This window comes from Acinetobacter seifertii, assembly GCF_016064815.1.
GTDB classification, from domain to species: domain Bacteria; phylum Pseudomonadota; class Gammaproteobacteria; order Pseudomonadales; family Moraxellaceae; genus Acinetobacter; species Acinetobacter seifertii.
Genome location: NZ_CP065820.1, coordinates 198,470 through 213,125, shown reverse-complemented (window position 1 = coordinate 213,125; position 14,656 = coordinate 198,470). Strand labels below are relative to the sequence as shown.

Annotated in this window: 14 protein-coding genes; 5 read left to right on the top strand and 9 right to left on the bottom strand. The window is 40.4% G+C overall.

Going from position 1 to position 14,656, the window contains the following annotated elements; all coding sequences use genetic code 11:
• The first annotated feature begins 37 nt into the window (after window positions 1-37).
• Window positions 38-1,150 carry a dimethylsulfone monooxygenase SfnG gene (sfnG, locus tag I8T81_RS00985; protein ID WP_004704974.1) on the top strand — a complete coding sequence of 371 codons (1,113 nt, stop codon included), beginning with the start codon at window positions 38-40 and terminating at the stop codon, window positions 1,148-1,150.
• 93 nt (window positions 1,151-1,243) lie between these two features.
• Here the strand turns inward: sfnG and I8T81_RS00980 are convergent, their stop codons facing one another.
• Window positions 1,244-1,657 carry an Lrp/AsnC family transcriptional regulator gene (locus I8T81_RS00980; protein ID WP_198071933.1) on the bottom strand — a complete coding sequence of 138 codons (414 nt, stop codon included), beginning with the start codon at window positions 1,655-1,657 and terminating at the stop codon, window positions 1,244-1,246.
• A gap of 105 nt (window positions 1,658-1,762) precedes the next feature.
• Here I8T81_RS00980 and I8T81_RS00975 point away from each other — a divergent pair, with 105 nt between their 5' ends.
• Entirely contained in the window at window positions 1,763-2,305 is a 543-nt protein-coding gene (locus I8T81_RS00975) for a cysteine hydrolase family protein (RefSeq protein ID WP_077165908.1), read from the top strand.
• Between the two features lie 40 nt (window positions 2,306-2,345).
• On the opposite strand, the gene acs is transcribed toward I8T81_RS00975, so the two are convergent.
• Window positions 2,346-4,295, bottom strand: coding sequence for an acetate--CoA ligase (gene acs / locus I8T81_RS00970; RefSeq protein WP_198071932.1), 1,950 nt, complete (start codon window positions 4,293-4,295; stop codon window positions 2,346-2,348).
• Between the two features lie 294 nt (window positions 4,296-4,589).
• On the opposite strand from acs, the gene I8T81_RS00965 reads away from it, so the two are divergent.
• Together I8T81_RS00965 and I8T81_RS00960 are read left to right on the top strand one after the other, a co-directional pair.
• Window positions 4,590-5,165, top strand: coding sequence for a DUF805 domain-containing protein (locus I8T81_RS00965; protein ID WP_198071931.1), 576 nt, complete (start codon window positions 4,590-4,592; stop codon window positions 5,163-5,165).
• Window positions 5,166-5,279: 114 nt separating this feature from the next.
• Window positions 5,280-6,251 carry a mechanosensitive ion channel family protein gene (locus I8T81_RS00960; RefSeq protein ID WP_198071930.1) on the top strand — a complete coding sequence of 324 codons (972 nt, stop codon included), beginning with the start codon at window positions 5,280-5,282 and terminating at the stop codon, window positions 6,249-6,251.
• Here the strand turns inward: I8T81_RS00960 and I8T81_RS00955 are convergent.
• The 5 genes from I8T81_RS00955 to prfB form a co-directional block, all read right to left on the bottom strand.
• A complete protein-coding gene (locus I8T81_RS00955; protein ID WP_198071929.1) occupies window positions 6,240-6,947 on the bottom strand; it encodes a 16S rRNA (uracil(1498)-N(3))-methyltransferase in 708 nt (235 codons plus the stop codon). The genes I8T81_RS00960 and I8T81_RS00955 overlap by 12 nt on opposite strands.
• The gene (locus I8T81_RS00950; RefSeq protein ID WP_191012302.1) at window positions 6,944-8,236 is read right to left on the bottom strand and encodes a 3-deoxy-D-manno-octulosonic acid transferase; all 1,293 of its coding nucleotides are present in this window, start codon (window positions 8,234-8,236) and stop codon (window positions 6,944-6,946) included. The genes I8T81_RS00955 and I8T81_RS00950 overlap by 4 nt, the downstream gene beginning before the upstream one ends.
• A 168-nt stretch (window positions 8,237-8,404) precedes the next feature.
• Window positions 8,405-9,463 carry an alkene reductase gene (locus tag I8T81_RS00945; protein WP_004704960.1) on the bottom strand — a complete coding sequence of 353 codons (1,059 nt, stop codon included), beginning with the start codon at window positions 9,461-9,463 and terminating at the stop codon, window positions 8,405-8,407.
• A gap of 28 nt (window positions 9,464-9,491) precedes the next feature.
• Window positions 9,492-9,794: an ArsR/SmtB family transcription factor gene (locus I8T81_RS00940; protein ID WP_002053977.1), complete on the bottom strand. Its 303-nt coding sequence runs from the start codon at window positions 9,792-9,794 to the stop codon at window positions 9,492-9,494.
• Between the two features lie 199 nt (window positions 9,795-9,993).
• Window positions 9,994-11,089, bottom strand: a protein-coding gene (prfB, locus tag I8T81_RS00935; protein WP_099143691.1) for a peptide chain release factor 2 whose coding sequence is annotated in 2 segments (ribosomal slippage) — window positions 9,994-11,016 and window positions 11,018-11,089 — 1,095 coding nt in all. Because the reading frame shifts where the segments join, the coding sequence is not laid out codon by codon here.
• 391 nt (window positions 11,090-11,480) lie between these two features.
• On the opposite strand from prfB, the gene I8T81_RS00930 reads away from it, so the two are divergent.
• Window positions 11,481-12,248, top strand: a complete 768-nt coding sequence (locus I8T81_RS00930; RefSeq protein ID WP_004704957.1) for a putative porin — start codon at window positions 11,481-11,483, stop codon at window positions 12,246-12,248.
• 42 nt (window positions 12,249-12,290) lie between these two features.
• On the opposite strand, the gene recJ is transcribed toward I8T81_RS00930, so the two are convergent.
• Window positions 12,291-13,991 carry a single-stranded-DNA-specific exonuclease RecJ gene (recJ, locus tag I8T81_RS00925; RefSeq protein WP_198071928.1) on the bottom strand — a complete coding sequence of 567 codons (1,701 nt, stop codon included), beginning with the start codon at window positions 13,989-13,991 and terminating at the stop codon, window positions 12,291-12,293.
• The gene (gene pdxH / locus I8T81_RS00920; RefSeq protein ID WP_198071927.1) at window positions 13,992-14,648 is read right to left on the bottom strand and encodes a pyridoxamine 5'-phosphate oxidase; all 657 of its coding nucleotides are present in this window, start codon (window positions 14,646-14,648) and stop codon (window positions 13,992-13,994) included.
• Window positions 14,649-14,656: the final 8 nt, after the last annotated feature.

Here is a 14,656-nt window from a genome sequence, read left to right as displayed (position 1 = left end):
TATCGCTAAATAAAAATAACGAATGGGAGAGCGCACCATGACGCAATTACAACAACCGATTAAATTTGCTTATTGGGTACCGAATGTAAGCGGTGGCCTTGTTGTGAGCAACATCGAACAGCGTACAGACTGGAGTTATGACTACAATGTTCGACTTGCTCAGGCAGCCGAAAACAATGGTTTTGAATATGCGCTCACTCAAATTCGTTTTACGGCGGGCTATGGGGCAGAAAACCAGCATGAATCCGTGAGTTTCAGTCATGCATTACTGGCAAAAACTGAAAAGCTTAAGGTGATTGCTGCTATTCTGCCCGGCCCTTGGAAACCGGCACTTGCAGCTAAACAGCTCGCGACAATTGATTATCTAACTGAAGGCCGTATTGCGATTAATGTGGTGAGTGGCTGGTTCAGAGGCGAGTTTGATGCGATTGGTGAGGAATGGCCAGAGCATGACGAGCGCTATGTCCGCTCTGAAGAGTTTATTCGTACACTAAAAGGAATCTGGACCACCGATAACTATAGTTTCGATGGTAAATACTACCAGTTCCAAAACTACACACTTAAACCAAAACCTCTGCAAAAGCCTCATATTGAAGTGTTTCAAGGAGGTAGTTCACGGGCTGCACGTGACATGGCTTCTCGTGTCTCTGACTGGTATTTCACTAATGGCAATACGGTAGAAGAAATTCAAAAACAAGTAGAAGACATTCGTACCAAAGCAAAAGCCAATAACCATCACGTCAAAATTGGTGTGAACGCTTTCATTATTGCTAGAGATACTGAAGAAGAAGCAAAAGCGGTACTTCAAGAAATTATTGATAAGGCCAACACTGAAGCGGTAAATGCATTTGGCGATGCAACTCGTGAAGCAGGTGCAGCATCTCCAGAGCAACAAGGTAACTGGGCAAAATCAACTTTTGAAGATTTAGTGCAATATAACGACGGTTTCAAAACCAATTTGATTGGTACACCTCAGCAAATTGCAGAGCGTATTGTGGCGCTTAAAAATGTAGGTGTCGATTTGGTTCTTTCAGGATTCTTACACTTTATTGAAGAGGTGGAATATTTCGGAGAAAAAGTTCTGCCGCTCGTTCGTGAGTTAGAACTTCAACAGGAAAAGGAGGTAGAAATCCAAGCGAAATCAGCCTAAAAAACTCCAGTTAAAAACAGCGCAAGATAATAAAAACAACAAACTAAAATAAAGATTTATTGGCTCCAAGACTCGGCTTGGAGCTTTTATTTTTTAAGGTTTCTCAACTTCTCGAATCACTGTTTCAACTGAATAGCGACACCATTTCGAAAGTACCTCAATAAATTCATTTAATGCTGTGGGCTCAAAATGACTGACTATCATGTAGCAAGCATTGCCCATGACTTTGAAACATTCATCTATTTGCTCATATTGCTTCACTAAATTTTCAATTTCTTCAAAAGCACGTTGTTCATTTAGATGCAAATGAATAAATTGTTTATACGAATATTGAACGGCAATGGTGTAATTTTTGATAACCCCTGCATCCATTAATTGAGCAATTCGAGTACCCACCGCCTGCCCCGTCCGGTGAACTCGCTGCCCGATTTCTTTATTGGTTAAGCGGGAATCTTGCTTGAGTAATGCAAGAATTTTTAGATCAATCGGGTCTAATTCAATATTCATTTTTCATGGCGAAAGAAAACTGGCGTTAATGCTTTCATAGGACTATAGCCGATTTTGCCAGTAGAGAATAACCTTGTTTTATCTTATACAAACAAGAGTGTTCTCATGAAACAAGCACTATTAGTTATCGATGTTCAAAATGATTATTTTAAAAATGGCAAAATGGAATTGGTTGGACCAGATCAAGCGCTCGATAAAATAAAGCAGCTTGAACAATATTTTAACGAGAAAAATTTACCGATTATTTATGTGCAACATATTAACCCGCCACAAGCCAGCTTCTTTCAAGAAAATACAGATGGGGTTTTACTTCATCCTGAACTTAGTGCTGGCAGTGATTCATTAATCGTGACAAAGCATTATCCAAATAGTTTCTTAGAAACCAATTTAGAAGAACTTTTAAAAGCACATCAAATTGAACAACTCGTGATTACAGGCATGATGACGCATATGTGTATTGATTCAGGGACACGTGCAGCCAAAGAACTTGGCTATCAACCCATCTTAATTGCAGATGCAACGGCAACTCGTGATTTAAGCTATGCTGGAAAGACTACAAAAGCTGAAGACGTACAAACAGCTTTTTTAACTGCGCTGAGTACATTTGCAAATGTACAAAATACTGCTGACTTTTTAGCAAACTCTTAATGAATCTCAATAAAAAAGCCCCAAATGGGGCTTTTTAAAATTAGTTTTGCTTATCGGGATAAACCGTTGCAATTAACTGATCTACCACAGCAGGTTCAGCCAAAGTTGAAGTATCGCCTAAACTATCAAGCTCGTTTGCCGCGATCTTTCTTAAAATACGGCGCATAATTTTACCCGAACGGGTTTTCGGTAATGCAGGTGCCCAATGCAGTGCATCTGGCGAAGCTACTGGTCCAAGTACTTTACGCACCCAGTTGATTAACTCTTTACGCAGTTCTTCCGACTCTGGCACACCCGCCTGTAAGGTCACAAAAGTACAAATGCCCTGTCCTTTAATATCATGAGGCATACCTACTACGGCTGCTTCTGCTACTGATTCATGCGAAACAAGAGCACTTTCAATTTCAGCCGTACCTAAACGATGGCCTGAAACGTTTAAGACATCGTCAACTCGACCTGTAATCCAGTAATAACCATCTTGATCACGGCGAGCACCATCACCTGTAAAATAAGTATTTTTAAAGGTAGAGAAATACGCCTCAATAAAGCGATCAGGATCACCCCAAATGGTACGCATCTGCCCCGGCCATGAATCTTTAATTACAAGGTTACCTTCAGCCGCACCTTCTAACTCATTACCTTCACCATCTACAATGGCGGGTTGAATACCAAATAACGGACGTGTTGCCGAACCCGGTTTTAATGCTGTTGCACCCGGTAATGGGGCAATTAAAATACCACCTGTTTCAGTTTGCCACCATGTATCAACAATTGGGCAACGGCCTTCGCCAACAACGTTGTAGTACCAGTTCCAAGCTTCTGGGTTAATTGGCTCACCAACCGAACCAAGTAAACGCAAACTGCTACGATTACTTTCACGTACAAACGAATCACCTTCTCGCATCATGGCACGAATCGCGGTTGGCGCTGTATATAAAATAGAGACTTTATGTTTATCGACCACATGACCAAGACGTGCCCATGTTGGATACTGAGGTACACCTTCGAACATTAAGGTCGTCGTACCATTTGCCAGTGGACCATAAATCAGATAACTATGCCCTGTAATCCAACCAATATCGGCTGTACACCAATACACATCATCTTGTTTTAAATCGAAGACTTCTTTAAAGGTACTGGTTACATAGACTAAGTAACCACCCGTGGTATGCAACACCCCTTTCGGTTTTCCTGTCGATCCCGAAGTATAAAGAATAAATAAAGGGTCTTCTGCCTTCATTGGTTCTGGAGGACAGTTTGCATCTACCTCCATAATAATGAGGTGATACCACAAATCACGACCCTGCTTCATTTCAATCGGGTTTGCATTGCGGTAAACCACAATCACATTTTCAACACACTCGGTACCCGGTAATGCTAAAGCCAAATCGACATTTTCTTTGAGGGGTAATAGTTTTCCAGCACGTAGGCTTGAGTCTGCAGTAATCACCAGTTTAGCTTGGCTATCTTCAATACGACTTGCCAACGAGTCTGGCGAGAACCCACCAAATACCACGCAGTGAACAGCACCAATACGGGCACAGGCTAACATGGCAATTGCAGCTTCAGTCACCATTGGCATATACAGTACAACGCGGTCACCTTTACCAATGCCATATTTCTTTAAAACGTTGGCAAAGCGGCAGACTTCATCGTGTAATTCTTTATAAGAAACGATTTTATGACGAGAAGGATGGTCACCTTCCCAAATAATGGCAGGTTTATGTGGATGTTCTTTAAGATGCCTGTCTAAACAGTTTGCTGATACGTTCAACTCGCCATCGGCAAACCATTCAATTTTGAAATTGTCTTTGTCAAAACTGGTATTTTTAACTTGGGTAAATGGCTTTATCCAATCGACAATTTTAGCTTGCTCTGCCCAGAATTCATCTGGGTTCTCGATAGAGTGTTGATAACGTTTAAAGTAGTCTGCTTCAACAGTACGAGCTGTTTTTTTAAATTCCTCTGGTACCGGATAGATCTCATTCATACGCAACTTCCTTGATCTTGTGCATCCCATCTCGAGACTGTGGCTATTATTTTACTGGATCTTATTTGTATGCCTTTTCAGTATGGTGACTGTTTCAAAGCCTAGACAATCCGACTTTGGTCACATATTAACCACTTACTCAAACATACGAAATTGTGAACATTTTTATAAAATTAAGTTGATTTAAAACATTTGTCTATAGCTTTTACTTTTATAATTTTTTAAAGATTTGATGGTTTTGATCATCAACAAAGATTATTTTGTCTCTCATATGCAATACAGGAATAAAATAATATGTTTGCCGAAACGCCCTCTTCACGTCCACCACAACTTCCATTTAAAGACAGCCCTTTTTCAATTCATGGTCGCTTTAACCGCATGAGTTATTTGGGTGGCTATGGCCTAATTTATTTAGTCACCCTCATAGGTTATTTCATTTTGGCTTCATTTCTTGGAAGTTTTCAGCTTTCAAGTAATCTATTTAATTTTGAGTTTTACAGTTCTCTTTCTGGCGTAAGTGCTTTAGTGGTCTGGGCTTTTTGGCTATTTTTGATTTATTTAAATATTGTTCTGGTTGTTAGACGTTTGCACGATTTAAATAAAAGTGGTTGGATGGGGCTGCTGTTATTTATTCCAGTCGTACAGTTCTTTTTCATGATCTATTTATTGCTTGCTTCCGGTACAGCAGGTCCAAATCAATATGGTCCAGCTCGACCTTCAACCTTTATAGAAAAACTGATGGCTTGGTTTATTTTATTCGCTATTTTGATTAGCCTTATTTCTACCGCAGGCTTTTTTTACTACTTCTCTAGTACCGATACTATTCAAACCCCAACACAAATTTTACAAAAAGGAACGCAATACTTTTAATTAAAAAACACTTTATTATTTAGTTGAACTCATTATAGTAGGCGCACATTTTATCTCCTACTATGATGGAAGCTGAAAAACAGCTTTCATGAATTTATTCAATCGAGACTTGTCGTGGCTGATGAACAAAAATCCTTAACGGATGTTGCAAAAAATACAGGCGAACTGTTGCAAGAAGCGGGTACTAAAACCACTCAAACGGTTTTAGCACATACCGAGAAATATCATGATGCATATACCACTATCGACAAAATTGTAGATAGTTTCTGGGAACGTGTACCTTATATCTGCATTGCGATTACCGTTTTTATTATTTTTTGGCTACTGACCAAATTATTTAAGTTCTTTGTTCGTAAGACTTTAGAAAATCGCTCTTATACTCGCCAAAATCTGGTACTTGTTTTAAACCGTGTCGGCAGTACAACAATTTTATTCTTTGGTTTCTTAATTGCGCTTGTCATCATGATCCCAGGGTTCACGCCGGGCCAACTCATGAGTGCCTTAGGTATTGGTTCGGTCGCAATTGGTTTTGCATTTAAAGATATTTTCCAAAACCTGCTTTCAGGTATTTTGATTTTATTGAGCGAGCCATTCCGTATTGGTGATTCGATTGTAGTGAATTCACTTGAAGGGACTGTTGAAGATATTCAGATTCGTGCAACCTTCTTACGCTCACCAGATGGCCGTCGTATTGTTATTCCAAACGCAACGGTTTATACAAGTGCCTTAACAGTAAATACAGCCTATCAACAACGTCGCTGCGAGTTTGTAGTCGGTATTGGCTATGACGACGATGAGCAAAAAGCGAAACAAATTATTTTAGATATTCTCAATAATGACCGAAATGTGCTGAGTCAGCCTGCTTTCTCGGTTAACGTAACAGCTCTAGCCGACTTCTCAGTTAACCTTACGGTACGCTGGTGGATTAATACCACTGAGACAGATATTTCATCATCTACAAGCACTATTCAAGCCGAAGTAAAACAAGCCTTCAATGCAAATGGCATTAATATTCCTTACCCAATTCAGGAATTAAAAATGGCTGCAAATCATTTGCCATTGAATGTGGATAACTCAGCTAAATAAACGCCCTAAAATATAAGAAATAGACGTTTCTGTTCTTAAAATACGGTTGCCTAAGCTCACAGCTTGGCAACCGTTTTTTGTGAGTAAATCAACTTCATAAGGAATAAATCCCCCTTCCGGCCCGACCACTACACTACAAGCATGGCTAATATTAATTGGCATACTCTGCTCGGCATAAGGGTGAGCCACATAGGCAGGAGATGTTTCTGAAATTAGGGTTGGCAAAACGTCTTCAACAAAAGGTTTAAAACGTTTATAGATCTGAACTTCAGGAACGATGGTATCACCTGCTTGTTCAAGTCCAAGCGTAACATATTGATCAATTTGCTGTAAAAAAGGAGTTTGCCAATAGCTTTTATCAACGCGATAACTATGAATTAGGCTTATCTTTTCAACACCTAAAGTCACACTATCCATAATTAAACGGCGCAAAACTTTAGGTCTTGGTAAAGCCACAATTAAATGAACTGGAAGTTTTACCGGTACTGCTTCTTCAAGAATAGGGCGTATACACACTTCTTGCTCATCAATCGAAACAATTTCTGTGACATAACGCGTGCCATTACGAATACCAACTTTCAGATTTTGGCCAACCGTAATATCAAGATGTTCACGTAAATGTTGCAATTGGCGCTTTGAATGAATCGACCAGATTTCTGACTGAGTATCTTCAGGTTCTAGTAAAACAATATTCATGGTTTTTCGGCCAAATACCGGTTAATCACCCCAATATGTTTTTGTAGCGAACCTTGATTACGCTGCAATACTTTATGCGCCTGTGTAACTAGCTGTTCAGTAGCTTCAGGTTCTGCCAGACAAGCCAACCAGATATCAACGACCTGCTGTGCATCTTGAGCAATAAGTACCCCATTTTCATCAATAAACTCATCAACTATTGTTTGGAAGTTGAAGTAACGCGGTCCCACTACTGTAGGTACATTTAAAACCATAGGTTCTAAAATATTATGTCCGCCACCCGGCTCATTTAAAGAACCACCTACAAAGCACACCTGACTTAAGGCGTACCATAACCAAAGCTCACCCATGCTATCGGCCAAATAAACCTGTGTGCTGGCATGAATACTTTGCCCCATGCTTCTACGATGCGTAACTAAATTTAAATTTTGACAAATTTCAAATACTTCATCGAAGCGTTCAGGATGACGAGGCACAACTATACATACCAACTCACGATTGGAATTTAAATGAGGTGCAAGTGCCTCCAAAATTTGTTGTTCTTCGGGTGCATGTGTACTGGCAATCGTCACAACCTGACGGTTTTCCAAATACCACTGCTGATGCAATTGGGCAGCTTGCTTAATAAAAGCCTCAGGCGCATGAATATCAAACTTAATATTTCCAACGACCTGACTTTTATGCTCATCTAAACCAAGCTCGACATAACGCTGACGGGTTGCACTATCTTGTGCTAATACCCAGTCGATTTGCTTTAACATACCGGCTGTTAAACTTGAGACTTTACTATAACCTTTTGCTGACTTTTCAGATAGGCGAGCATTAAGCAACAAACAAGGCACATGCTGCAATTTGGCTTGATCGATTAAATTTGGCCAAAGCTCTGTTTCAACTAGTGCTAAAAGTCTCGGTTGGTATGACTCGAAAAATTGTTTTAAAAGCGGTTTTTGGTCTACAGGCAAATAGACTGCTTGGAATAAATCTAGATAGGGTTCTTTTAAAAAAAGTGACTTGGCACGTGCCTGACCTGTTTTTGTAGTATTGGTCACTAAAACCGGCTGCCCAAGTTTGAGATAGTGCTCGATTAAAGGCTGTGCAGCATTGGTTTCCCCGACTGAAACAGCATGAAACCAGATGGCTTTTACATTCTTCGGATCTTCAAACGGCCCAAATCTTTCCAGACATTCCTGATGATATAATTCCAGACTTTCTGCACGTCTTTTTATTCGCCAGCGATAAAACGGTTTTAATAAATGGAGTGCTGTGTTGTACCAAAATGGGGTCGCCAAGCGGTTTGCCTCAAATAGTCAAAATTTAAAAACTGCGGAAAATATAACATAGATAAAAAAAATGGCAGAGTTTCGATACCTAAACTCTACCATATACAAGAAAAGTGATTGACTGAACTCACAAAAGAGCAAGTTCAGTAAAAAGAAAAACTTAATAATAAAATGTTTTTATGAAGCTTCTAAAGCAGGATAGTCTGTATAACCTTCAGCACCTTTAGCATATAAAGTCGTTGGTTGAATTTCATTTAATGGTAGACCTTGCTCTAAACGTTGTAAAAGGTCTGGGTTCGCAATATAAGCCTTACCAAAAGATACTGCATCTGCCTGACCTTCACGTAAAATACGTTTTGCCGACTCTGGTGTCAGATTTTCATTGGCAATCCATACACCATTAAATTTTTCACGTAATTGCGGACCAATACTATCGGCAGCTTCGTATTCGCGAGAGAAAATGAAAGCTACATTACGTTGACTCAATTGTTCAACCACATAACCGAATGTCGCTAATGGATTTTCATCACCCATATCATGAGAGTCGCCACGCGGTGCAATGTGTACACCTACTCGGCCAGCGCCCCACACTTCAATAAAGGCATCAACCACTTCTAATAACAAGCGAGCACGATTTTCAACCGGACCACCATACTCATCATCACGTTGGTTGGTATTACTTTGAAGGAACTGGTCAATTAAATAACCATTTGCAGCGTGCAACTCAACACCATCAAAACCAGCGGCTTTAGCCAGTTCTGCTGAATGTTTATATTGAGCTACAACTTCTTGAATTTCTTCAATTGAAAGTGCGCGCGGTTTTACAAATGGGCGTTTAGGGCGTAATAGACTCACTTCACCCGCAGGTTGAATCGCACTTGGTGCAACTGGAATATCACCATCTAAGAGTTCAGGGTCTGAAATACGGCCCACATGCCAAAGCTGAACTACAATTTTTGAACCCTGTGCATGAACTGCTTCAATAATCTTATTCCAAGCTTGTGCCTGCTCTTGTGACCATAGTCCTGGAGTATCTGCATAACCCACAGTTTTTGAACCAATCACTGTTGCTTCCGTGAGAATGAGACCAGCATTTGCACGTTGCTGATAATATTCCACCATTAAGTCGTTTGGAACACGGCTTTCGCCACTACGTGCACGTGTTAATGGGGCCATTACCAGTCGATTTTTAATTTCAAAATCACCAACTGTTAAGGGAGTATTGAGTTCAGCCATGATCGCCTCGACTTACACTTTATTTGTTTTAAAGTGTTTGTTTTAAATGTTCGATATATTGCTGAATCAAAGCTTCGTTACGTGAAAAATAAGACCACTGCCCATATTTTTGGACCTGAATGAGACCGGCCTGCTGTAATACAGACAAATGATTGGACATTGTAGACTGAGCTACTTTACCCAAACGTTCAATATGACCTGCGCAAACCCCTTTTTCAAAACTACCACCACACTCTTCTACCGGTAAATAATGCGCAGGTTCTTTTAACCATTGCAGAATCTGCCGACGCAGAGGATTGGCTAGGGCCTTGCTAATTGCATCAATATCCATAGGCTCAACACGTCTTTTAAACGAACAAAGCTTCGTTCAGCATTTCGAAAACATAATATCGCATTTTTTCGATATTCATATCCATTTTTTTCGATATTCATATCGTATTTTTCCGATTAACTTCCGATCACTGAACTGCTTTGCCGTTTTAATCGCTAAAAATTTAAGAGTTTTAAAGAACTAAAAGTTCGAAAAACTCTTATAACCCCTGCTTTAAACTCGCTTCAATGAAACGATCGAGGTCACCGTCAAGAACTGCACCAGTATTTGAGTTTTCAACACCTGTACGTAAGTCCTTAATACGAGAGTCATCAAGTACATAAGAACGAATTTGGCTACCCCAACCAATATCAGACTTCGAGTCTTCAAGTGCTTGAGCCGCTTCATTACGCTTTTGCATTTCTAGTTCATACAATTTTGCACGTAACTGTTTCCATGCATGATCACGGTTCGCATGTTGTGAACGCTGGTTTTGACATGCAACCACAATACCAGATGGAATGTGCGTCAAACGAACTGCTGAATCTGTTTTGTTAATGTGCTGACCACCTGCACCAGATGCACGGTAAGTATCGGTACGAACATCAGAAGGATTAATATCGATTTCGATATTGTCATCAACTTCCGGCGAAATAAACACCGCAGAGAATGAAGTATGACGGCGGTTACCACTGTCAAATGGTGACTTACGCACTAAACGGTGTACACCTGATTCTGTACGTAACCAGCCATATGCATATTCACCTTCAACACGAATCGTTGCAGATTTAATCCCTGCTACGTCACCATCAGATACTTCCATAAGTTCTGCTTTAAAACCGTGACGCTCAATCCAGCGCATATACATACGTAATAACATTGAAGCCCAATCTTGTGCTTCTGTACCGCCTGAACCTGCTTGAATCTCGACATAGCAAGGATTTGGGTCCATTGGGTTGCTAAACATACGGCGGAATTCAAGTTTTGCTAATTCTTCTTCAGCAGCGCCAAGCTCAGATTGGACATCTACCAGCAAGCTTTCATCATCAGCTTCAACAGCTAAATCGAGCATTGCTTTGGCATCTTCAAGCTGTGTAGACAACCCATCTAATACATTAATAACGTTTTCTAGTTCGCCCTTTTCTTTTGCCATTGCCTGAGCACGGTTTTGATCATTCCAGATCGCAGGGTCTTCTAACTCACGTAAAACTTCTTCTAAACGCTCTTTTTTCAGATCGTAGTCAAAGATACCCCCGTAGTGTTTGGCTACGATCAGTTAAGTCTTTCAATTGGTTTAGATAAGGATTAATTTCCACGCGAGTGTTCCCATAAAAGCAGATAAACAGTCGAATATTTTATCATAGCTATGGTTATCTTCGAACCTGCTTTAATCTTTAACTCATATTTTCAATTTAAAAAGTTTTTATTTCTTTCAGAAGATTTTAAGCTTTATTCGTAACATCCCCATACAAAATTGGGTACTTTTCCAGCATTTTTAAGTTTCTACACAAAATCTCCTCAATTTTAATAAAATAAAACATTATGTATTTATCAATTTAAATCAATGACTTAATTTAATTAAATTTACAAAAAAAGCACATGGTTACAGTCCAGTTACTCGTACAAGATTGACGCTAAATGATTTTGCTCTAGACTAAAAGTTGTAACAAAACATTTATAAAATCGTTTTTAGAGGGGAGAGATTCCATGAAAAAACTAGCAATTGCATCAGCTCTTTTATCTGCGCTTGCAGTAAGTGGCGCAGCAAACGCTTACCAAGCTGAAGTTGGTGGTTCTTACACTTATCTTGATCCAGATAACGGTAGCAGCGTAAGCAAATTCGGTGTTGATGGTACATATTATTTCAACCCTGTTCAAACACGTAATGCACCGCTTGCTGAAGCAGCATTCTTAAACCGTGCAAGCAACGTTAACGCACACGTTAACTATGGCGATAACAGCGGTACTAAAGATACTCAATACGGCGTAGGTGTTGAATACTATGTTCCTAATACTGACTTCTACCTTAGCGGTGATGTAGGCAGAAATGAACGTGAGATCGACAACACAAACTACGACCAGAAAGTTACAACTTATGCAGCTGAAGTAGGTTACTTACCAGCACCTGGTTTGTTACTTGCTTTAGGTGTTAAAGGTTATGACGAAAAAGACGGTAAAGACGGTGCAGATCCTACCGTTCGTGCAAAATACGTAACTCAAGTTGGTCAACATGACGTAAATCTTGAAGCTTATGGCGCATTTGGTGACCTTGACGAATATAAAGTTCGTGGCGACTACTACATCGATAAAACTTTAAGTTTAGGTGTGGACTACTACAACAATGACTTAACTGATAAAGACGAATGGGGCATTAATGCTAAAAAATTCTTGAATCAGCAAGTAAGTGTTGAAGGTCGTATTGGTTTCGGTGATAACGACAACACTTATGGTGTTCGTGCAGCATACCGCTTCTAATCTTACCTAGATTAAAAAAATCCGCTCAATTGAGCGGATTTTTTATTGTTTTAAATGCACAATTCGCAGCTGTAAACTCACATTACCATTAAAAACATTACGGTCTATTTCATAGACTAAATGTACATGGTCACGCATAGGATCAAACTCGAAGCGGCCTGCTGCGTTAAAAGCAATTGCATCGAAACTATATTGATCTAAAGCCAATTTAAGTTTTAAGTGTGTCTCTTTGAGCCAACGGAAATCGATAACTTTAAAATATCCTTCAAATTGAGGCAGTGGAAATTTTTGTCCCCACGGGCCTAACTGTTCAATCCAGTTCAAGGTATCTAACTGCAAAGCAGAAACAGGGAGCTCACCATCAGTCCATAATGTCGCTTGAAAGATAGATTCATCCATTGAAGCCACACAGTTACTAAATACTGTTTTAAAAGCCTCAAAGTTTTCTTTACGTATCGTCAAACCTGCTGCAGCAGCATGCCCACCAAAATGGCTCACCAACTCAGGATGTTGTTCGGCAACTTGCTCAATGGTATCTCGAATGTGCACACCGTCAATTGAACGTGCAGAACCTTTGATATGAATGCCATCTTCATCGGGTGCAAAAACAATTGTAGGCCGATGGAACTGTTCTTTTAAACGGCCCGCGACTATACCAATGACGCCTTGATGCCAGTTTTCTTCAAATAGAACAAGCGCCGCAGGAATATCTTGCTGTGAAAGTTGCAAAGTATCTAAGGCCGATAAAGCTTGTTGCTTCATCTCTCCTTCAATTTGACGGCGATCGATATTTAACTGGTTTAATTGCTGAGCAATGGGATAAGCCGTTTCCATCGTCTCTGCTAATAAACACTCGATCCCAATACGCATGCTCTCCATACGCCCTGCTGCATTAATACGCGGACCAAGAACAAATCCTAAGTCTTGAGCACGTATTGAAGTAGCTTCTCGACCTGCGATATCGAGTAAGGCTAAGATTCCTACTCGACAATGATGTTGCTGGATGCGTTTTACACCCGCATCGACTAATATACGGTTGTTATAGTCTAGAACAGCCACATCGGCATAGGTTCCCAAAGCGACTAAATCTAAATATTGTGTGACTTTACTGGTACTTTTGCCTTGTCTACTACGTAGACTCGCCAGATTGGCAAGCACATAAAAAGCAACCCCAACACCAGCAAGTGCTTTACTTGGAAACTCACAGCCTAATTGGTTTGGGTTTACCACCGCCTCAGCAAGCGGGGTCTCTTTGGTCGTTAGATGATGGTCGGTAATAATGACTTGCATGCCTAGAGCATGTGCTGCATCAACACCAGCATGGCTAGAAATTCCATTATCTACCGTAATTAATAGATCGGGTTGATAAGTTTGATGAGCAAGCTCAGCAATGGCTGGAGTAAGGCCATAACCATATTTAAAACGATCTGGAACCAAATAGTCGACTTGTGCTCCCATGTCGCGAAGCACAAGTATCATTAAAGCTGTGCTGGTTGCACCATCGGCATCATAGTCGCCCACAATCACAATTTTTTTCTGCTCATCAATGGCTTGGTCCATTAATGCGACAGCAGCATCCAATCCTTTGAGCTCTGGCGCAAGCAAATTCTTAAGTTTTAGCTCTAGTTCTTGTTCAGACTGCACTCCACGTCTTGCCAAAATCTCGGCAATAAACGGAGGCACGCCCTGAAACTGTTCAGGGCGTGTCAATAAAGGTCTTTGTTTGATTTGTATTTTTGTCATTTAAGGCATCAGTCGGTGCAATGTCCATTGACCGTCGATTTTTTCATAACTCAAGCGGTCATGTAAACGATTTGGTCGCCCTTGCCAGAATTCATAATAATCCGGTTGCAGACGATATCCGCCCCAAAACTCTGGCTTATCGAGTATTTCACTGCTTTGAACTTGTTGTTGCAAGTCTTGGAAGCGCTGCTGTAACAGCTCTCGGCTTTCGATTTTTCCACTTTGCGGCGTACTAATATGAGCTGCAATCTGGCTATCACGTGGACGCTTATGGTAATAGTCGGTAGATTCCTGTTCAGGAATCTTCACAACATGCCCACCCACACGTACCTGACGCTCTAAACTCGGCCAATAAAATAACAGTTCAGCATATGGATTTTCTGCCAAATCTGCGCCTTTCTGGCTGTCATAGTTGGTATAAAAATCATACCCTGCTTCTGTGGCACCACGTAATAATACAGTTCTGACATGCGGGCGACCGCTAGCACTCGCAGTTGCTAACGACATTGCATACGGTTCGTGCAAGTTCGCAGCTAAAGCATGATTAAACCAACCTAAGAATTGCTCATGTGGATTACTCGCGACTTGCGTCTCGTACAATTCACCTTGTTCATAACTTAAGCGTAATTCGCTTAAATCTTTAATGACATCACTCATGCCATACA